Here is a 17,579-nt window from a genome sequence, read left to right as displayed (position 1 = left end):
CTAGTTCTAAAGTAGGTGAATGCACATGAAGAACGCAAAAATGAGAACCATTAAACAAAAAATGAACGACTTCAAGCGATTTGGTTTTACGTTACTTGCACTTAGTGTCTTTATGTATTTAGGGGTTATTATTCCAACCGAAACCGTCACACCAAGTAAAACGATCACCCTCATGACAGGGACCGTGGTTTTACTCGGATTGTCTCTTATATTTTTTACAAAAGCGATCAAATACAAAAAAGATATGCAATCTATAGATGAATAGATCATGTAAAGCGGGTTCTCATTGAGGACCCGCTTTTTCGTTTGGTTCAACACTGCTTTAAAACCGACTTAGATGTTTATGTGGAAATTTGTAGAAAAAATAATGGGGAAAGTGGTTTACTTTACTGTGGAAATTGGATATACTAACCAATGTAAGAAAAAAATCACAAGAGGGAGGTCGAAGAACATGTTCGTGCTTATTGGAAAAAAAGACACAACTTCATATTGTTTTCATCATTCGACCACTTGTGGGATGTTTTACGCTTAATTTTAAATCCATTAAATGATAGCCACAGGGAGAATGTAGGTTCCTGTGGCTTTTTTGTGCCACAAGGATCGGTCTCTTTGTGGCTTTTTAGTATGCCTTGCAGCTTTGCAGGCACTTTGAAAGGGGTGATACGTATGACACTTAATCTTTTATTTATAACGGTAACGTTCAATAAGAAACAAGAAACGTTTGAAGAAGCGACGCACAATGAAACGGTTTCAAAATCCTATGAAGAAACGAAAACCAAGAACCAATACATGTCGCAAATGTTTTAATTCCAATGATATTTAAAAGATGGAGAGGAGAATGAAATATGATTTATGTACAGGAGAAAATGCTTAATGCGCTATGGGTAGAGAAGGATACTGCCTAACGAAACAAAAGGTGGGTGGAACGATGTTTTTAAATATTGTTTTTTGGTCGGCTTTCTTCCGTAAAAAGAAGAAGCAGGATATGAAATAGAATGAATGTGGAGGATACCCTTTTTTGCCGGGTGTCCTCCTTTATTTTATTGAGGTTACGAGGGCTAAGAAAGACACAGTTCTGTCAATCTTTAGTAATAAGTTGTTCACGAATGAGAGGGGAATATGCAGGTTTTCGTGATACATTAATAGTAAGAAGAGCAGGGAGTCATGACTGCTAAAGAGGGAGTGAGATTACGATGTTTTCAATGATAATGGGTCTGGTCGTAACATCTGTGATTGGTCTGATTATTGCCGCTGAAGTCAGTGTAGAATAGAAAAAAAGCGATCCGAGCCTGGATCGCTTTTTTCATGATTTATTCCGTTTTTCTTTTTCCTCGCGATAAAATTCATGAAACATCTTCATGAGTGCCCTTTTCTCGATTCGTGATACATAGCTTCTTGAGATTCCTAATTCCTTGGCAATTTCCCGTTGGGTTTTTTCCTCTTTCAAGTCTAGTCCGAATCGCCCGACAATCACTTCTTTTTCTCTCTCGTCCAACACACAAATGTATTTTCTTACCTTTTCAAGCTCCATACTTAATTGAATCGTATCGATGACATCATCACTCTCGGACTTTAAGATATCAATTAGGCTGATTTCGTTTCCTTCTTTATCTTGACCGATAGGATCGTGAAGGGAGACATCTTTTTTCGTTTTCTTGAGAGCACGGAGATGCATAAGGATTTCATTCTCGATACAACGTGCCGCATAGGTTGCAAGCTTCGTGCCTTTGCCTTCTGAATAACTTTCAATTGCCTTTATCAATCCGATGGTCCCGATGGAAATCAGATCTTCTGGATCTTCGCCTGTGTTTTCAAATTTCTTGACGATGTGAGCAACCAATCGCAGGTTATGTTCAATGAGCATGTTTCGAGCATGCTCATCTCCTTCTGCCATCAGCCTTAAATATTTTCGTTCATCCGCTGCAGATAGAGGTTGAGGGAATGCATTGTTCTTTACGTAAGAAACGAGGAAAATTAACTCTTTGAAGAAATACCCCAGTGCCGTTAGAACTCCAGACATATTCACACCTCCATGAGGACTTAAGCCTATACTCATTCATATGTTTCGAAAGGGATGTCCTTGCATGTCCCTCAGAAAGTAATCAAAGAAATCGTTAACTTTCTTTCCGGAGGATTCGGGTAATAAAGTTGGAAACTGCCTATACGCTATTACCCTATGAACATATACTAGTAGTAAAAGTAGGTGAGGAGGTATTGCAATGCCGTATGGATACCCTTGTTATGGACCAGTCTATCCAGGTTATTATGGTGGTGGCGGATTCTACTTCGCTTTAGTCGTTGTATTACTAATCTTACTTTTCCTATTTGGTGGATGGTGGTACTACAATAACTGTTAGCCTGACAAGCACAACATTTATAACCTGACAGAGCCCTGTTCACAAGGTGAACAGGGCTCTGTCATACTCCTTACATCTTCTTCAATGTAAAAGGGCTTATCATTAATACAGCCAGAGTGATTGTCATACATAAAATCAGCACCCCTGAAACAAATGGGATAGCCAGGTAGCACAGGGTCAGTAAACATCCGGCTACGGTGATCGGCAATCCCGTAAAGTAGCCATCGTTTTCTGAAATATTGAAGCGGGCTAACCGAAAAGCGCCACACCCTATATAGAATATGGTGAAAAACATCCCGGGAAAGTCATACTGATTAAGAACGGATATATACAGGAGGAGAGCAGGGGCAATGCCGAATGAAATGATGTCACTCATGGAATCCAGCTGTTTCCCTAACTCTGATTCAATGTGCATTTTCCTTGCAACCATCCCATCGAAGCGGTCTGTCAGGGCAGCGATGAAAATCAATAACAAGCTCAGGTTTAATTGGTTATGAAGTATGGAAATAATAGCAAATCCACCTAATGATAAGTTGGACAAAGTAATGAGGTTGGCCGTTTGACTTTTAAGCTTCTTAAATGTTTGATCGACGACTTCGGAGAGAAACAATCATCACTCACTCCCTTTGAATAAGTTTGTTCACTACTGAACATGTTTTCTGGCTAACATATGCGCTTTACATACGTTTGCAGATACAAGCGGAACGGCATTAACAATATATGTTAAATTCCACAGTGTAAAAAGATTCTTATAAATATAGTATATAATAATATTTTATTATATACTTATTAAACTGTTAAAGTTAATCGTTTTTTAAAAATTTGTGAGGGATATTAATGAAACAATCAATTTATCGACTATTTATCGAACTAACAAATAAAAGATGGTCCTCTTATATGATCAGGAAATTTGTCCAGTCTCCTTTGAGTCGGCCATTTATTTCATCATTTATCAAAACGTATAAAATAAACGTGGATGAAATAGAAGGTCAGGTAGCTGACTATAAAACGCTACATGATTTCTTTATTAGAAACCTGAAAGAAGATGCAAGGATTGTGAAATATAGCGAGAAACAAGCGGTCAGTCCAGTGGATGGATTATTGGCCGAAACCGGCAGCATTTCTGATGATCTTGTTATTGAAGTGAAAGGAAAGCCCTACTCCATCCTTGATATGCTTGGTAGTGAGGGGAAAGCTTCTGATTATAGTGGGGGAGAATTCGCGGTATTTTATTTAAGCCCTGCGAATTATCACCGGATTCACAGCCCTGTGTCAGGCACGATTCTAAACCGGTGGTCACTTGGGCAACACTCTTACCCGGTCAACGAGCTGGGATTGATGTACGGAAAAGAAGCCCTTTCAAAAAATTTCCGCTCTATTACGGAGCTGAAGCATGTTAAAGGAAAAGTAGCTGTGGTAAAAGTAGGGGCCATGTTTGTCAACAGCGTTGATTATGTCCATGAGAGAAAAGAATGGACACAAGGCGAAGAAGTCGCCTACTTCAGCTTCGGCTCCACCGTCGTTCTCCTTTTTGAGAAAGGTACGTTCCAATTCGCGCAGAATAAAGAAGTACCTAGAAATGTGACGGTCGGGGAAACGATTGGTGATTTCATTAAATAACGCTGCTTTCTAAAGATTACGAAAACATCCTTATATAAAAAAGAGGACGGATTTTAAACAAATCCGTCCCATTTCATGTTAGTATTCTACGATGAAGCTTTTATTTTATTAGTAAGAGATCGACGGTGAATTTCCATTTCGATGAGGCGAATGAATTCTGTATTGAGTTTCAACTCCAACGCTTTGAAATAAGAATCAATCAACAGTTCGTCCGATAATTTCCTCATTAATGCCACCTCCAATAATCATCATCTTTTTTGTATTTCGAAACATAATGTCAGTACGTTTTTAAGTAGTAATTAAACTTTACCAAATTTGTTTTTTTAGAACAAGCGTTCCGTTATCCACAGTTCACGGTGGATAAGTTGTGACTAACTTGTATATAACTGGTAAATAAGCGATGTTAATGTCTTGTATAATGTGAATAAGGTTATCCACAACCATGAAAGTATCTGGAAATTTGTCGAAAAATATTTATTCTCCTTGGGAATATTTATGGAATTCCAGGAATATATGTGATTTATTTTGAATCTGCAGGGAAAATTGGTTATCATTAATCTGTTATAGGTTAAAAGATACTATAGAGAGAATCGGTATCCGCAGAAACAATGGACGTGGAGCTATACGACTAAGAAGAAAAGTAAACATTAGAGTATATAAATGATAATGAAATTTGAGGTGCTGCAAGTGATAAAGCAATTTTTACCCGATGAACAGGTTCAAGATATTTTCAGTATCAGACCGGAGTATTTAAAAGAAAAAGGAATTAAAGCGATCATTACGGATTTAGATAATACGTTAGTGGAATGGGATCGTCCCAATGCCACCCCTAAGTTAATTCAATGGTTCAAAGAAATGCAGGAGCATGGAATCCTTGTGACCATTGTGTCCAATAATAACCAAAACCGGGTGGGAGCATTTGCAGAACCTTTGGGCGTTCCGTTTATCTTCCAGGCCCGTAAGCCAATGGGACGTGCCTTTAAAAGGGCGATCCAGGAAATGGGTGTGAAGAAGGAAGAGTCGGTAGTCATTGGAGACCAGCTGTTAACGGATGTTTTAGGCGGAAATCGAAACGGCTTCCATACGATACTGGTTGTTCCCGTTGCACAATCAGACGGGTTCATCACAAAGTTCAATCGTCGTGTAGAACGAAGAATAATGAAGTTTTTCAAGCGTAAAGGCATGCTTGAGTGGGAGGATAAAAAGTGAGTCAAGTTGTATGTATAGGATGTGGCGTTGAAATCCAGACAGAGAATAAGGAAGGGATGGGGTATGCACCTCCTTCCGCTCTTCAAAAAGAAGAGATTATTTGTCAACGTTGCTTTAGATTAAAGCATTATAATGAAGTCCAGGATGTCCCTTTAACGGATGATGACTTCTTGAAAATTTTAAATGAACTTGGTGATTCAGAAGGGTTGATAGTCAAAATCGTCGATATATTCGATTTCAATGGGAGCTGGCTGCCTGGACTGCATCGTTTCGTGGGATCTAACCCGATTCTGCTCATTGGAAACAAAGTGGATCTGCTTCCAAAGTCAGTGAAACCCTCCAAGCTCATTCATTGGATGAAGCATGAGGCAAGTCAATTAGGGTTAAAGCCTATTGATGTTCAGTTAGTGAGTGCGGCAAAAGGTCAGGGAATTACTGAAGCGATCGAAGCGATTGAACATTATCGAAACGGGAAAGACGTGTATGTAGTAGGGTGTACAAACGTAGGGAAATCAACGTTCATAAACCGTATTATCAAGCATGTATCAGGAGAACAAGATGTCATTACGACGTCTCACTTCCCTGGCACCACACTTGATATGATTCAAATTCCACTTGATGACGAAGAGTCACTCATAGATACGCCGGGAATTATCAATCATCATCAGATGGCACATTTTGTTGATAAGCAGGATTTGAAAATCATTACTCCCAAGAAAGAGATCAAACCGAGAACCTTCCAGTTGAATCCAGAACAAACCTTGTTCTTCGGTGGGCTGGCACGCTTTGACTTCATGGCTGGTGAGCGTCAGGCATTTACCTGTTATTTCTCAAATGAGCTGTCCATTCATCGCACAAAGATTGAAAAAGCCGATGATCTCTATAAGAACCATGCAGGTGAGCTATTACAGCCGCCAAGAAAAGATGATATGGGCACATTCCCTCCACTTGTGAGGCATGAGTTCAGAATTAAAGAAGCAAAAACGGATATCGTCTTCTCCGGTTTAGGATGGATTACCGTAAATGACGCTGGGGCGACCATTGCTGCCCATGTTCCTAAAGGCGTTAGTGTTTTCTTGAGAAAATCATTAATCTAGGAGGGATTCTGTGGCTCTTTATGGTGTTATAGGAGATCCGATTGCTCACTCTATGTCTCCCCAGATGCATAATGCAGCGTTCCAAGAATGTGGTGTGGATTCTGCCTATGTGAAATTTCACGTTAAAAAAGAGCAGCTTTCCGAGGCACTTAATGGAATTAAAGCGCTAGGAATACATGGAGTGAATGTGACAGTTCCACATAAGGAACATGTGATGCCTCTTTTAGATGAAATCGATCCATTGGCCGAGGCAATCGGGGCAGTGAATACGATTGTCAATGAAAATGGCAAGCTGATCGGTTATAATACAGACGGTCTTGGATTTGTGGAAGGCTTGAAAAATATAGCAGATGAACCACTTGAAGATAAATCGATGCTGATCATCGGTGCCGGTGGTGCTGCGAGAGCCATTTATTATTCCCTTGCTTCTCTTGGAGTGAAGAGAATCGATGTGACCAACCGGACGGCACTGAGAGCTGAAAAGATGATAGAAGCTTGCCCTTTCGATTTGAACTCAGGGTTTCTATCTCTAGAAGCTGCTGAAAACGCATTGGACCAATATGATGTGATCATCCATACAACATCTATCGGAATGTTTCCTCATATAGAAGTCAGTCCAGTAACGATCCAAGAGTTGAAAGAGGGATGCATCGTTAGTGACATTATCTATAATCCCTTGGAAACAGCATTATTGAAGCAGGCGAAACAGAAAGGCGCCCGTACTCAAAATGGTCTTGATATGTTTGTGTATCAGGGAGCCCTTTCGTTTGAAAAGTGGACGGGAATCTTTCCACCATATTCGATTATGAAAAACATCGTTTTACAACAACTAGGAGGTCAACATGTTAACAGGTAAACAAAAAAGATATTTACGTTCAGAAGCACATCATTTAAATCCGGTTTTCCAAGTAGGTAAAGGCGGAGTCAATGAAAATATGATCAAAACAATCGGAGAAGCGATTGAAGTAAGAGAATTGATGAAAATCAGTATTCTTCAAAACTGTGATATGGATAAGTCCGAAATTGCTGACGAGTTATCCAAAGGAGTAGGCGCGGAAATTGTCCAAATCATTGGAAATACCATTGTCCTATACAAGGAATCGAAAGAAAACAAGCAATTAATCCTACCACGATAAGGATTGATAAAATGAAGAAAAAGGTTGGACTCCTGGGGGGGACATTCAATCCTCCTCATATGGGCCACTTGGTTATTGCAGAACAAGTTTTAATGAAGGCGAATTTGGATGAAATCCGATTTCTTCCGAATCACGTTCCTCCTCATAAACAGGCTGATGAAAGTGTATCAGTCGAACAGCGTCTCTTTATGCTGCAAAAAGCGATAAAGGGTAACCCTCACTTTTCCATTGAACGGATTGAACTTGAAAGAGAGGGTGCCTCATACACTTACGACACCATCAAGCTATTAACCGAGAGGGAAGAGGACACCGAGTTCTCTTTTATCATTGGCGGGGATATGATCGAATATCTCCCGAAGTGGTACCGGATAGAGGAACTTCAGGAAATGGTCAACTTCATTGGCGTTAATCGTCCTTCCTATTCACATGACACTGCGTTTAATATTCAATTGATTGAAGTACCGGCCATTGATATTTCTTCTTCCTACATTCGCAACACAGTGAAACTGGGGCAATCGGTACGCTACTTAGTCCCCGACAATGTGTATCGATTCATAAAGGAGGAGAAATTGTATGAATAGGGAAAAAGCTTTAAGAATCGTGAAAGACCATTTAACCGAACATCGCTATATACACACTTGTGGAGTCATGGAAACAAGCATAGAGCTTGCAAAACGATATGGAGCCGATGAGGAAAAGGCGGAAATAGCGGCGATTTTCCATGACTATGCGAAGTTCCGCGATAAAGAAGAAATGCAAACAATCATTGTAGAAGAGAAGCTGGATCAGGATCTTTTGCTATATAATAGCGAGCTTTGGCATGCACCGGTAGGAGCGTTACTGGTAGAGCGTGAAGTCGGTATACGGGATGAAGATATTTTAAATGCCATCCGGTACCATACTTCAGGTAAAGAAGAGATGACCATCCTTGACAAAGTGATCTATTTAGCTGATTACATCGAGCCAAATCGTCAATTTCCCGGGGTGGAAGAAGTGAGGGAACTGGCCAAAGAGTCATTAGATCAAGGGCTGTTGAAGGCACTTCAAAATACAATGACGTTTCTTATGAAAAAAAATCAAGCGATCTACCCGGATACATTTCGTTTTTATAACGGATTAATTTTAAACAAGAGGAGATGAAGGAATGGAACAAAATTTAGTAGAATTAGCGTTTAATGCCGCTGATGATAAACGTGCTGAAGATATTGTTGTATTAGATATGAAAGGTGTTTCTTTAATTGCGGATTATTTTCTGATCTGTCACGGGAACTCAGACAAACAGGTGCAGGCCATTGCACGGGAATTAAAGGACAGAGCAGAGGAAAACGGCTATACGGTCAAACGGTTGGAAGGCTTTGATCAAGCACGTTGGATTTTAGTTGACTTAGGTGATGTCGTTGCTCACGTGTTCCATAAAGAGGAAAGAGGCTACTATAATCTAGAGCGTTTATGGGGAGATGCATCCTTCGTCGAAGTAGGACAAGGTGAGAGTCGCTAAATGAGTTATGAACGTTTTGCTTATGTGTACGATTATTTAATGCAGGACGTCCCATACGACGGCTGGTTGGAGTTTGTCAATAAACAAGCTAAAGCCTATTCAATCCAAGGGGAAAGCGTCCTTGACATTGCTTGTGGCACCGGGGAACTATCGCTTCGCCTTGTCCGGGATGGCTACGATGTGACAGGCGTCGATCTCTCCCAGGATATGCTGATGGTAGCTCAGGAAAAGGCTTTAGAAATGAACGTAAAGCTTAATCTGTTTCAACAGGATATGTCAAAGCTTGATTCACTTGGTGAATACGACCTTATTACGATTTTTTGTGATTCCCTGAATTACCTGGAAGACGAAAAAGACGTGGAAAATACGTTCAAAAGTGTATATGCTCATCTTAAGCAGGATGGCTTATTCTTATTTGATGTGCATTCCATTTATAAAATGACGCAAACATTTATAAACCAGACGTTTACCCTGACCGATGAACATGTCTCGTACATTTGGGATTGCTTCCCTGGAGAAGTTCCCAATAGTGTAGAGCATGAGCTGACTTTTTTCGTGAAAGATGAGGAAACGAATCAGTACGAAAGAGTAGAAGAGCTTCATAAACAGCGCACATACCCCATTCTGACCTTAACGGAATGGTTGAAGGATGCAGGGTTCGAAGTGTTGAACGTCTCTGCAGACTTCACAGAAGAAGCTCCTACAGACCATAGCGAAAGAATTTTCTTTACGTGTAAGAAGAAATGATAAAAAGCCGGATCGTCTCTTTAATAGAGAATGATCCGGCTTTTATTTATGATTTTATATAAAAGCTTTTTATAAAAAAAGAAGGAAAAAATCAATTCGTGTCGAAATATAAAAAAAGGAGCCTTACTAGACTCCAAATTGTGATTTCGTTCCTTCCATATCATCCACGAACTTTTCCTGTGTGGCTTCAAATAATTTCTCGAAAACATCTCCCAGCTCTCTTTCCATTACGGAAATTCCTATTCCAGTCACTCCGCCCTTTACACAAACTTTCTCTTGAAGTGTCGGTAATGTATAGATGTTTTTCTTCAATAAGTCCCCAAGACCAACAAGCATTTCAGAAGCTAAAACAGTGGCCGTTTCCCTATCAATTTCTGTCACTTCTGCAGCAGCGTTAATAAACCTCTGTGTAACATAACTGAAAAAAGCAGGTCCACAGCTGACAATGTCTGAAGCGACTCGTGTCACATTTTCATCAATGACCACCGGTGTGGAGATATGCTCAACCAATGTCATTAAATCCTGCCTCCATTTATCTGAACAATGACTTCCATACGTTAAAAGTGACACTCCGCTTAATGCACGATTCGTAATGCTTGGAATGAATCGGGCACAGGAACTGGTCAGGATCGATTCTAATTGTTTCACACTTACTGGACTGGTTATTGAAACTACGCATTTATCCCTGGTAAAACTTTTTTTATTCTCCTGAATCACATCATAAACATCATGAGGTTTCACGCATATGAAGATTAAGTCAGATGATTTGATTACTTCTCCATTTGAATGGCTGACATTCACTTTATTCCATTTTTCCTTTATATCCTCGGCTTTTTTTAGTGAACGATTCGTAATATGAAGATGTGAAGGAGAAATCGCCTTAGATTCAATGAGAGCTTCAATAATGATTTTCCCCATGTTCCCCGTTCCAATGATACCCACTTTCATGTGCAGCCCTCCTTCTATCACACTCTCTCCTAAAACTTATGAATTCCTTTCAATGAATATTCCATCAGAGGTGATTTCCTGTGCAATCCCTAATTGAAAAATACAGAACGGTTCTTGTGATTCTTGTCATATGTGCCATTGTCCTGATTGCATATATTTTAAAAAGTGCTTCCGCCGCTCCTGTAAAAGAGGCTTCTTTTACAGCGGCTCCCGTTAAGAAAGAAAAGGAGCCTGAAGAATTGAAAATAGTCGAAAAAGTATTTGTAGACGTAAAAGGAGAGGTAGTTAATCCTGGATTATATGAAGTCAGGCAAGGAGACAGGTTGAAGTTTGTGATCGATCGAGCCGGTGGTTTCACCCCGGAAGCAGATAAGAAAGTGATCAATTTAGCGGTAAAGGTATCAGACGAAATGATGATTTATGTCCCTAAAGTCGGAGAAATAGAAATGCACGGGTTTGCTCCTTCCATGCCTGGAATCGATTCAGCAAAGGATAGAATCAACATTAATACAGCCACTCAACAGGAATTCGAAACACTGCCCGGAATTGGCCCAGCGAAAGCTTCAACCTTTATCCAATACCGCGAAGAACATGGTCCGTTTGCGGCTATAGAAGAGATTCAAAACATCTCTGGAGTCGGAGAAAAAACGTTTGAGAAATTAAAAGAATATATTTATGTTCAATGAATTGACGAAACATAGAAAGTCTTTATACACTTAAACAAGCAAATGATAATGCACCTAAAAACATAGAAGGGGGAATGGTGATGGAAAGAATCGCTTGGCATCAATATTTTATGGCCCAAAGTCAGCTCCTTGCCCTGCGCAGCACGTGTACAAGACTGGCGGTGGGGGCAACCATCGTTCGTGAAAAACGAATCATTGCAGGAGGCTATAACGGCTCCATTGCAGGAGGGGATCATTGCATAGATGAAGGGTGTTATGTGATTGACAATCACTGCGTGAGAACCATACATGCTGAAATGAATGCCTTGCTGCAATGTTCAAAGTTTGGGGTCGGAACGGAGAATGCGGATATTTATGTTACACACTTCCCCTGTCTTCAATGCTGTAAGGCTCTTATCCAGGCAGGAATCAAAACGGTTTATTATGCAAAGGATTATAAAAATCATCCTTATGCCATTGAACTTTTTCAAAAGGCAAACGTCCATGTAGAGAAAGTGCCCTTTCAAGAAAGCAGCATTGACGTAAAGCACAAAGAAAAAGCCTCCATGATGCTTCAATTAATCGAAGACTTGAGAAAACAAGGTGCCGAAGACGAGAAGCTCGCTTACTATGAACAAGAATACATAAAATTATTTAATGAATAGAGGATTATACCTCTATCCCGCGATTTCAGTACTTTCAGGAACATTACTGGCACTTCAATTCCATTGGGGTGCCGTCGTTCTTGCTCTGCTTCTGGCATCCCTTTTCCTCAGAAAAATGACCTTCACCATCCTTTTTCTCTGCTTCGTATTCCTCTTTATTTCCTTTCTCAACACCACTATTCAAGAAAAGAGACAGAAAACCGTTCTGACGTCACAACCCCAACCGGTCGATTTACAAATTGTGATCAATGATATTCCAGCCATCGATGGGAATTCTTTTGTCACCCTCGCTCAAATAAAGAAAGAGAAGGTTCTCATTCGCTATTATTTCTCTTCAGAGGAAGAAAAACAAAAATTCCAATATATGAAACCCGGATTTGTGTGTAAGGTGAAGGGGCAGCTGACTGAACCCAAACCGAATAAAAATCCAAACCTGTTTCATTATAAAAATTATTTGGCCCATCGAGGAGTGTATTGGGTTCTTGGCGTAAACGTATTCGAGAAGTGTGCAGATGAAAGAACATGGAAGCATGCCCTCATTAATCTGAGATTCAATGGATTGAAAAAAATCGAAAGGGAATTTCCATCTTCAACAGTAGGAGTGACCCAAGCGTTACTGTTTGGAGAAACAGAGATGATTGCAGAAGACACGATGAAGGCATTCAGAGAGTTGGGTGTCGTTCATTTACTGGCAATTTCAGGTCTGCACGTTGGGTTGGTCTTTGCGATTCTTTACTATTGTCTATTGAGGATCGGCGTCACAAAGGAATCGGTGACATGGATCGGGATTGTTTTTCTCCTATGTTATGTTGTATTGACGGGGGTATCACCTTCCGTGATGAGGGCATCCTCCATGCTGATCGTGATTCTCCTCAGTAGAAAAGTGGCACGTAAGTTAAGTACGATCGACAGTTTGTCCATTGTATTTGGAATGTTGGTTTTATATGATCCATATTCTGTATTCAATGTTGGGTTTCAGCTATCATTTATGGTGAGTTTTTCTATTGTAGTTTCTTCAGCCGTTATTCTAAATACTTCCTCATCCATTGCACAATTGGTGAAAGTAACTGTCGTTGCCCAGCTGTCTTCGTTACCGATCATCCTTTATCATTTCTATGAATTTTCTTTACTGGGCTTTCTCACGAATCTTCTTTATGTACCCCTCTTCTCATTCATTGTTCTTCCCATGACCATCATCGTCTATATTCTGTCAGTTGAGTGGTTGATATTGCTCCATAAACATCTTATGGATGGAATACAATGGGTATCTACCTTTATCGCTTCTTTTCCATTTAGCACCATTGTGATGGGGAAGCCTCCATTTCTGTTAATGATTGGTTACCTCATCGCTATTTATATTGTGTTTGTTTGGTTTGAAAAGAGGAAATATATGCTTTCCGGTCTTCTTTTGATTTTCTGGGTATCCACTCACGTGCTCATCAATACCTATAATCCTTATGGAGAGATTGTATTTGTGGATGTTGGGCAAGGTGATGCTACATTGATCAAGCTGCCGTACAATCGAGGAACCTATCTGATCGATACAGGTGGGGAAGTTCAGTTTTCGAAAGAAGAATGGGAAGAGAGGAAGAATCGTTTTTCTGTAGGGGAAGATATCGTCGTTCCTTTTTTGAAAAGTAAAGGCATCACGTCCATTGACACCTTGATTTTAACACACGGAGATCTCGATCATATTGGGGGATCAGAAGCGGTTCTTGAGGAAATGAAAGTGAAGGAAGTGCTGATTAGCCCTAACAGCGACGAGAAAGGCGAAATGAAGAAAATCATGAAAATCGCCGGACAAAAGAGAGTTCCTGTTAAAGATGCCTGGTATCCATATAGCTGGGCTGGTGATAAAGATGGATTGCATATTGTTTCCCCGCAGGATGAAGAGTATGAAGGAAATAATGATTCCATTGTGTTATATGGAGAAATCGGGTCATTGAAATGGTTATTTACTGGAGATTTAGAAGAGCAAGGGGAGAATGAGTTCATCCGAAACTTCGATCTGCCGATTGATGTGTTAAAAGTGGGTCATCATGGAAGTAATACGAGTACAACCGAAGAGTTCCTCGTTGACACGAAACCGTCTGTGGCGGTGATTTCTGCGGGTGAAACCAATCGCTTTGGCCATCCTCATCCTGAAGTAGTGGAACGATTGAAGAGAAGAGGAATAACTATATATAGCACGGGAGAAAATGGGGCGATCACCTATCGATTTTGGGATAAAAAAGGAACGTTTTCAGCCCACCTGCCATAGGATGTATGACAAAACAAATTAAGCGCTAATGAAAAAGGGGCAGACCTGCTACAAGAAGTCAGGCACCTTCAAGCCATCTGTATGATACACCAGTACCATATATGGAAGTTGAAGAAACCGGAATCTTTAAGGTCTGCCTCCTATATTCATTAAGAGCCGATAAACTTAATAACAGTTGCAATAACGAACATTGTCGCAAAGAATCCAAAAGAAACAATAAACCCAACGCCTGAATCTACTGCATCATTTCTTTTTGATTGTACATTCTTTTCAAATTGGTTCACAACTACCCCTCCTATTTCTATTCTAGTATAGAACATCGCTACTGAAAAATCTATACTTCACTTTACTTTTTCCTTTACTGACAAGAGTTGTCACCTATAAGATCCTGAAAGGGGGTGACACTAATCATTACAAAGGAAATACCGTTTTCGGAAAAGGTTCCTAGGTCTTCTCCGTTAACGTTAATATAGATATAGGGGGTGTCCCATTTGACGGATGTCCCCTTTACCCCTTGTCAAAACCAAAAAGCTTTTTTACCATAGAGTAGAGAAAAGAATTAATGGAGAGTGCTGACTTGGTTATTGATATTTGGAAGAAAATAGAGAAATCTCAATTCGCAGCTATATATTTAGTTTACGGAAATGAGTCATTTATTATTAATGAAACGAAACAAAGAATTGTATCAAGTGCCCTTTCAGAGGAAGAAATGGATTTTAATTTTTCCAGTTATGACCTGGAGGAAACTCCTGTGGAAGTGGCGATAGAAGATGCAGAAACCTTTCCATTTATGGGGGAGAAAAGGGTCGTCATCCTACAAAACCCTGTGTTCTTGACAGCTGAAAAAACAAAAGAGAAGGTAGAGCACAATATTAAACGACTGGAACAATACATACAATCCCCTGCTCCCTATACGATTTTGGTCATTACAGCGAATTACGAAAAACTGGACGAACGTAAGAAGATTACGAAGTCCTTAAAGAAACTGGCAGAAGTCGTAGAAGCCAAAAAGCTGAACGAGCCTGAATTAAAGTCGTGGGTAAGAGAACGGGCTGCCTCTAATAGTGTTCAGATAGATGAAGATGCCATTGAATTATTGCTGACCCTTGCTGGAACAAACCTCATGATGCTGACACAGGAGCTGGACAAGCTTTCTTTGTACGCAAGCGATACAAACAGAATCGATGTGGAAGTGGTGGAACGATTAACAGCCCGGTCCCTGGAACAAAACATTTTCACATTAGTGGATAAGGTTGTTCACCGAAGAATTGATGAGGCATTAAGAATTTATTACGATCTTCTCAAACAAAACGAAGAACCGTTGAAGATTCTATCGATCCTGGCAGGACAGTTCAGATTGATATACGGAACGAAGGAACTATCACGAAGAGGATACGGTCAGCAAAAGATTGCTTCCTACCTAAAAGTACACCCTTTCAGAGTGAAACTTGCAGCAGGTCAGGCAAAGCACTTCAACGATAAACAACTTGCCCATATCATCGAATTGCTGTCTCAAGGAGATTATGAAATCAAAACAGGAAAAATCAAAAAAGAGCTGATGATTGAAATGTTTCTCTTTAAACTTCATGATCAGAGTTTTACTTGAAGATACCCCTAAATCAAAAGAAAACCACCCAGCCATAAGGCTGGGTGGTTTTTTTCAATTAGTTCGCTTTTTTCATAAGGCGAGACTTTTGACGATCCGCAGCGTTTTTGTGGATAAGACCTTTTTGAGCTGCTTTGTCTAATTGACGAACCGCTTCTGTTGCTAGATCTTTAGCGTTATCTGCGCTGTTAGCAGCTGCAGCTTCTGCTTTCTTGATAGCAGTACGCATTGTAGATTTTACAGCAGCGTTTTGAGCGTTGCGCTCGTTGTTAGTTTTTACACGTTTGATAGCTGATTTGATATTTGGCATTCCTGTCACCTCCTATAAAAGGATCGAGATTCTATGTGACTCGATTTAAATTCCTAAACAATAAGAACAAATGATATTTTATCAAACGAACAGTGATATTGCAATACTATGTAGTGAAATTAAACGAGTGAATGAACACATACGAAAAAGGTAAACATAAAAAAATAGTAGATAACATCCCAAGCCTGGAGGTAGAGTCGAAATGAAAAACGAAGAAATCGATTATAGTAAATATTCCATTCGTACCGATCTTGCCGTTGAAGCAAGAGAAATGGTCGTCACTGATAAAGCGGAAGATACGTCATCCATCCAAGGAGTCATGATTAAAGAGAAAGAAGAAGATGGAGTAAAAGTTTCCCTTGTCACCGTTACACCTGAAGGAGAAGAGAAAATCGGTAAAAAACCTGGTAATTACTTAACCATCGAGGCCCATGGAATTCGCCAGGAAGATGCAGAACTGCAACAAAGGGTTGAAAAAGTATTTGCCAATGAATTTAATCAATTTTTAATTAATAATAAAATCAGTAAAAATGCAAGCTGTTTAATTGTTGGGCTTGGCAACTGGAATGTAACCCCCGATTCATTAGGGCCACGCGTCTGTGAAGATATCATTGTGACGAGACATCTTTTTGAACTGCAGCCGGAATCAGTGGAGGAGGGCTATCGACCGGTCAGTGCCCTCGTGCCTGGTGTGATGGGGCTGACGGGCATTGAAACGAGCGATATCATTTTTGGTGTAGTAGAGAAATCCAAACCCGACTTCATCATCGCCATCGATGCCCTGGCCTCCCGATCCATTGAGCGAGTCAATTCAACCATCCAGATTTCGGATACAGGGATACATCCAGGGTCAGGTGTAGGAAACAAACGAAAAGGATTGGATCAGGAAACATTAGGGGTTCCGGTTATTGCCATCGGCGTTCCGACCGTACTCGATGCTGTCACAATCGTAAGTGATACTGTCGACTTTCTATTAAAGCATTTTGGCAAAGAAATGAGAGAAGGAGACCGTCCATCCAGATCCCTTGCCCCTGCAGGGTTAAGCTTCGGTGAGAGAAGGAAATTAACCGAAGAAGATCTTCCGGAAGAGCAGCATCGTCAAACCTACATGGGAATTGTCGGAACACTCGATGATCAGGAAAAACGAAAACTGATTCATGAAGTATTGGCTCCCATCGGCCATAATCTGATGGTCACACCTAAAGAAGTGGACGTGTTCATGGAAGACATGGCCAACCTTATCGCAAGCGGCTTGAATGCTGCACTTCATGAGGCGGTCGATCAGGAAAATACGGGATATCAGACGAGATAGATAGCAGGTGAAAATAGCGCCTTAGGGGTAGGGAATGATCCTTGAGGCGTTTTATTAGTAGTGGATTCATTCGTTAAAAATCGCAGTTCTCCCTCCAAAAATTGAAACTTCCAACTCACCTCACTTCATCTCATCCTAGCTTTCGAACC

Annotated in this window: 23 protein-coding genes; 17 read left to right on the top strand and 6 right to left on the bottom strand. The window is 40.4% G+C overall.

What is annotated here, in order from left to right:
* Positions 1-25 precede the first annotated feature (25 nt).
* Both ACOSV2_RS09340 and ACOSV2_RS09335 read left to right on the top strand, forming a co-directional pair.
* Complete coding sequence (locus ACOSV2_RS09340) at positions 26-265, top strand: YrhC family protein (RefSeq protein WP_428974857.1); 240 nt, start codon at positions 26-28, stop codon at positions 263-265.
* Between the two features lie 401 nt (positions 266-666).
* A complete protein-coding gene (locus tag ACOSV2_RS09335) occupies positions 667-807 on the top strand; it encodes a YrzI family small protein (RefSeq protein ID WP_181778201.1) in 141 nt (46 codons plus the stop codon).
* A gap of 496 nt (positions 808-1,303) precedes the next feature.
* Here the strand turns inward: ACOSV2_RS09335 and sigK are convergent, their stop codons facing one another.
* Positions 1,304-2,020, bottom strand: a complete 717-nt coding sequence (sigK, locus tag ACOSV2_RS09330) for an RNA polymerase sporulation sigma factor SigK (protein WP_044339577.1) — start codon at positions 2,018-2,020, stop codon at positions 1,304-1,306.
* Between the two features lie 199 nt (positions 2,021-2,219).
* Between sigK and ACOSV2_RS09325 the strand changes: the two genes are divergently transcribed.
* Positions 2,220-2,357: a hypothetical protein gene (locus tag ACOSV2_RS09325; RefSeq protein ID WP_172655779.1), complete on the top strand. Its 138-nt coding sequence runs from the start codon at positions 2,220-2,222 to the stop codon at positions 2,355-2,357.
* A 70-nt stretch (positions 2,358-2,427) separates the two neighbouring features.
* On the opposite strand, the gene pssA is transcribed toward ACOSV2_RS09325, so the two are convergent.
* Complete coding sequence (pssA, locus tag ACOSV2_RS09320) at positions 2,428-2,967, bottom strand: CDP-diacylglycerol--serine O-phosphatidyltransferase (RefSeq protein WP_397552126.1); 540 nt, start codon at positions 2,965-2,967, stop codon at positions 2,428-2,430.
* A 227-nt stretch (positions 2,968-3,194) separates the two neighbouring features.
* Between pssA and ACOSV2_RS09315 the strand changes: the two genes are divergently transcribed.
* Positions 3,195-3,977 (top strand): phosphatidylserine decarboxylase, encoded by a 783-nt coding sequence (locus tag ACOSV2_RS09315; RefSeq protein WP_428974856.1) that lies wholly within the window; start codon positions 3,195-3,197, stop codon positions 3,975-3,977.
* A gap of 86 nt (positions 3,978-4,063) precedes the next feature.
* Here the strand turns inward: ACOSV2_RS09315 and ACOSV2_RS09310 are convergent, their stop codons facing one another.
* Complete coding sequence (locus tag ACOSV2_RS09310; RefSeq protein ID WP_113970654.1) at positions 4,064-4,204, bottom strand: sporulation histidine kinase inhibitor Sda; 141 nt, start codon at positions 4,202-4,204, stop codon at positions 4,064-4,066.
* A 439-nt stretch (positions 4,205-4,643) separates the two neighbouring features.
* On the opposite strand from ACOSV2_RS09310, the gene ACOSV2_RS09305 reads away from it, so the two are divergent.
* The 8 genes from ACOSV2_RS09305 to ACOSV2_RS09270 are packed head-to-tail and all read left to right on the top strand — an operon-like array spanning position 4,644 to position 9,664.
* Positions 4,644-5,186: a YqeG family HAD IIIA-type phosphatase gene (locus ACOSV2_RS09305; RefSeq protein ID WP_397540958.1), complete on the top strand. Its 543-nt coding sequence runs from the start codon at positions 4,644-4,646 to the stop codon at positions 5,184-5,186.
* Positions 5,183-6,283 (top strand): ribosome biogenesis GTPase YqeH, encoded by a 1,101-nt coding sequence (gene yqeH, locus ACOSV2_RS09300; protein ID WP_113970652.1) that lies wholly within the window; start codon positions 5,183-5,185, stop codon positions 6,281-6,283. Before ACOSV2_RS09305 ends, yqeH begins: the two co-directional genes overlap by 4 nt.
* A 10-nt stretch (positions 6,284-6,293) precedes the next feature.
* Complete coding sequence (gene aroE, locus ACOSV2_RS09295; protein ID WP_428974855.1) at positions 6,294-7,139, top strand: shikimate dehydrogenase; 846 nt, start codon at positions 6,294-6,296, stop codon at positions 7,137-7,139.
* Positions 7,126-7,419: a ribosome assembly RNA-binding protein YhbY gene (gene yhbY, locus ACOSV2_RS09290; RefSeq protein WP_113970651.1), complete on the top strand. Its 294-nt coding sequence runs from the start codon at positions 7,126-7,128 to the stop codon at positions 7,417-7,419. The genes aroE and yhbY overlap by 14 nt, the downstream gene beginning before the upstream one ends.
* A gap of 11 nt (positions 7,420-7,430) precedes the next feature.
* Positions 7,431-8,000, top strand: a complete 570-nt coding sequence (locus tag ACOSV2_RS09285) for a nicotinate-nucleotide adenylyltransferase (RefSeq protein WP_428974854.1) — start codon at positions 7,431-7,433, stop codon at positions 7,998-8,000.
* Positions 7,993-8,559, top strand: coding sequence for a bis(5'-nucleosyl)-tetraphosphatase (symmetrical) YqeK (gene yqeK, locus ACOSV2_RS09280; protein ID WP_428974853.1), 567 nt, complete (start codon positions 7,993-7,995; stop codon positions 8,557-8,559). Before ACOSV2_RS09285 ends, yqeK begins: the two co-directional genes overlap by 8 nt.
* Positions 8,560-8,563: 4 nt before the next feature.
* Positions 8,564-8,917, top strand: coding sequence for a ribosome silencing factor (rsfS, locus tag ACOSV2_RS09275; RefSeq protein WP_397552131.1), 354 nt, complete (start codon positions 8,564-8,566; stop codon positions 8,915-8,917).
* A complete protein-coding gene (locus tag ACOSV2_RS09270; RefSeq protein WP_428974852.1) occupies positions 8,918-9,664 on the top strand; it encodes a class I SAM-dependent DNA methyltransferase in 747 nt (248 codons plus the stop codon). It abuts the gene before it with no gap.
* A gap of 126 nt (positions 9,665-9,790) precedes the next feature.
* On the opposite strand, the gene comER is transcribed toward ACOSV2_RS09270, so the two are convergent.
* Positions 9,791-10,612 (bottom strand): late competence protein ComER, encoded by an 822-nt coding sequence (gene comER, locus ACOSV2_RS09265; protein ID WP_428974851.1) that lies wholly within the window; start codon positions 10,610-10,612, stop codon positions 9,791-9,793.
* 80 nt (positions 10,613-10,692) lie between these two features.
* Here comER and ACOSV2_RS09260 point away from each other — a divergent pair, with 80 nt between their 5' ends.
* The 3 genes from ACOSV2_RS09260 to ACOSV2_RS09250 all read left to right on the top strand — a co-directional run bounded on the left by ACOSV2_RS09260 (position 10,693) and on the right by ACOSV2_RS09250 (position 14,202).
* Entirely contained in the window at positions 10,693-11,298 is a 606-nt protein-coding gene (locus ACOSV2_RS09260; protein ID WP_428974850.1) for a helix-hairpin-helix domain-containing protein, read from the top strand.
* 80 nt (positions 11,299-11,378) lie between these two features.
* On the top strand, positions 11,379-11,942 hold the full coding sequence (locus ACOSV2_RS09255; RefSeq protein ID WP_428974849.1) for a ComE operon protein 2: 564 nt from the start codon (positions 11,379-11,381) through the stop codon (positions 11,940-11,942).
* Positions 11,935-14,202 (top strand): DNA internalization-related competence protein ComEC/Rec2, encoded by a 2,268-nt coding sequence (locus ACOSV2_RS09250; protein ID WP_428974848.1) that lies wholly within the window; start codon positions 11,935-11,937, stop codon positions 14,200-14,202. Before ACOSV2_RS09255 ends, ACOSV2_RS09250 begins: the two co-directional genes overlap by 8 nt.
* 149 nt (positions 14,203-14,351) lie before the next feature.
* Here the strand turns inward: ACOSV2_RS09250 and ACOSV2_RS09245 are convergent, their stop codons facing one another.
* On the bottom strand, positions 14,352-14,486 hold the full coding sequence (locus ACOSV2_RS09245; RefSeq protein ID WP_113970642.1) for a YqzM family protein: 135 nt from the start codon (positions 14,484-14,486) through the stop codon (positions 14,352-14,354).
* Positions 14,487-14,779: 293 nt separating this feature from the next.
* Between ACOSV2_RS09245 and holA the strand changes: the two genes are divergently transcribed.
* Entirely contained in the window at positions 14,780-15,808 is a 1,029-nt protein-coding gene (gene holA / locus ACOSV2_RS09240; protein WP_428974847.1) for a DNA polymerase III subunit delta, read from the top strand.
* Positions 15,809-15,866: 58 nt separating this feature from the next.
* Here the strand turns inward: holA and rpsT are convergent, their stop codons facing one another.
* Positions 15,867-16,118 carry a 30S ribosomal protein S20 gene (gene rpsT / locus ACOSV2_RS09235; protein ID WP_113970640.1) on the bottom strand — a complete coding sequence of 84 codons (252 nt, stop codon included), beginning with the start codon at positions 16,116-16,118 and terminating at the stop codon, positions 15,867-15,869.
* A 202-nt stretch (positions 16,119-16,320) separates the two neighbouring features.
* Here rpsT and gpr point away from each other — a divergent pair, with 202 nt between their 5' ends.
* Positions 16,321-17,430 (top strand): GPR endopeptidase, encoded by a 1,110-nt coding sequence (gpr, locus tag ACOSV2_RS09230; RefSeq protein WP_428974846.1) that lies wholly within the window; start codon positions 16,321-16,323, stop codon positions 17,428-17,430.
* The last annotated feature ends 149 nt before the right edge of the window (positions 17,431-17,579 follow it).

The sequence above is a fragment of the Rossellomorea sp. DUT-2 genome (assembly GCF_052665285.1).
This window is presented reverse-complemented; position numbering and strand designations above follow the sequence as displayed.

What these genes read in the sequence shown, in the direction of transcription:
- rpsT (WP_113970640.1), bottom strand. Translation starts at nt 16,118, where the DNA reads ATGCCAAATATCAAATCAGCTATCAAACGTGTAAAAACTAACAACGAG.
- ACOSV2_RS09255 (WP_428974849.1), top strand. Translation starts at nt 11,379, where the DNA reads ATGGAAAGAATCGCTTGGCATCAATATTTTATGGCCCAAAGTCAGCTC.
- yhbY (WP_113970651.1), top strand. Translation starts at nt 7,126, where the DNA reads ATGTTAACAGGTAAACAAAAAAGATATTTACGTTCAGAAGCACATCAT.
- ACOSV2_RS09270 (WP_428974852.1), top strand. Translation starts at nt 8,918, where the DNA reads ATGAGTTATGAACGTTTTGCTTATGTGTACGATTATTTAATGCAGGAC.
- ACOSV2_RS09340 (WP_428974857.1), top strand. Translation starts at nt 26, where the DNA reads ATGAAGAACGCAAAAATGAGAACCATTAAACAAAAAATGAACGACTTC.
- comER (WP_428974851.1), bottom strand. Translation starts at nt 10,612, where the DNA reads ATGAAAGTGGGTATCATTGGAACGGGGAACATGGGGAAAATCATTATT.
- yqeK (WP_428974853.1), top strand. Translation starts at nt 7,993, where the DNA reads ATGAATAGGGAAAAAGCTTTAAGAATCGTGAAAGACCATTTAACCGAA.
- gpr (WP_428974846.1), top strand. Translation starts at nt 16,321, where the DNA reads ATGAAAAACGAAGAAATCGATTATAGTAAATATTCCATTCGTACCGAT.
- rsfS (WP_397552131.1), top strand. Translation starts at nt 8,564, where the DNA reads ATGGAACAAAATTTAGTAGAATTAGCGTTTAATGCCGCTGATGATAAA.
- ACOSV2_RS09310 (WP_113970654.1), bottom strand. Translation starts at nt 4,204, where the DNA reads ATGAGGAAATTATCGGACGAACTGTTGATTGATTCTTATTTCAAAGCG.
- ACOSV2_RS09305 (WP_397540958.1), top strand. Translation starts at nt 4,644, where the DNA reads ATGAAATTTGAGGTGCTGCAAGTGATAAAGCAATTTTTACCCGATGAA.
- ACOSV2_RS09315 (WP_428974856.1), top strand. Translation starts at nt 3,195, where the DNA reads ATGAAACAATCAATTTATCGACTATTTATCGAACTAACAAATAAAAGA.
- sigK (WP_044339577.1), bottom strand. Translation starts at nt 2,020, where the DNA reads ATGTCTGGAGTTCTAACGGCACTGGGGTATTTCTTCAAAGAGTTAATT.
- ACOSV2_RS09335 (WP_181778201.1), top strand. Translation starts at nt 667, where the DNA reads ATGACACTTAATCTTTTATTTATAACGGTAACGTTCAATAAGAAACAA.
- ACOSV2_RS09325 (WP_172655779.1), top strand. Translation starts at nt 2,220, where the DNA reads ATGCCGTATGGATACCCTTGTTATGGACCAGTCTATCCAGGTTATTAT.
- ACOSV2_RS09285 (WP_428974854.1), top strand. Translation starts at nt 7,431, where the DNA reads ATGAAGAAAAAGGTTGGACTCCTGGGGGGGACATTCAATCCTCCTCAT.
- ACOSV2_RS09250 (WP_428974848.1), top strand. Translation starts at nt 11,935, where the DNA reads ATGAATAGAGGATTATACCTCTATCCCGCGATTTCAGTACTTTCAGGA.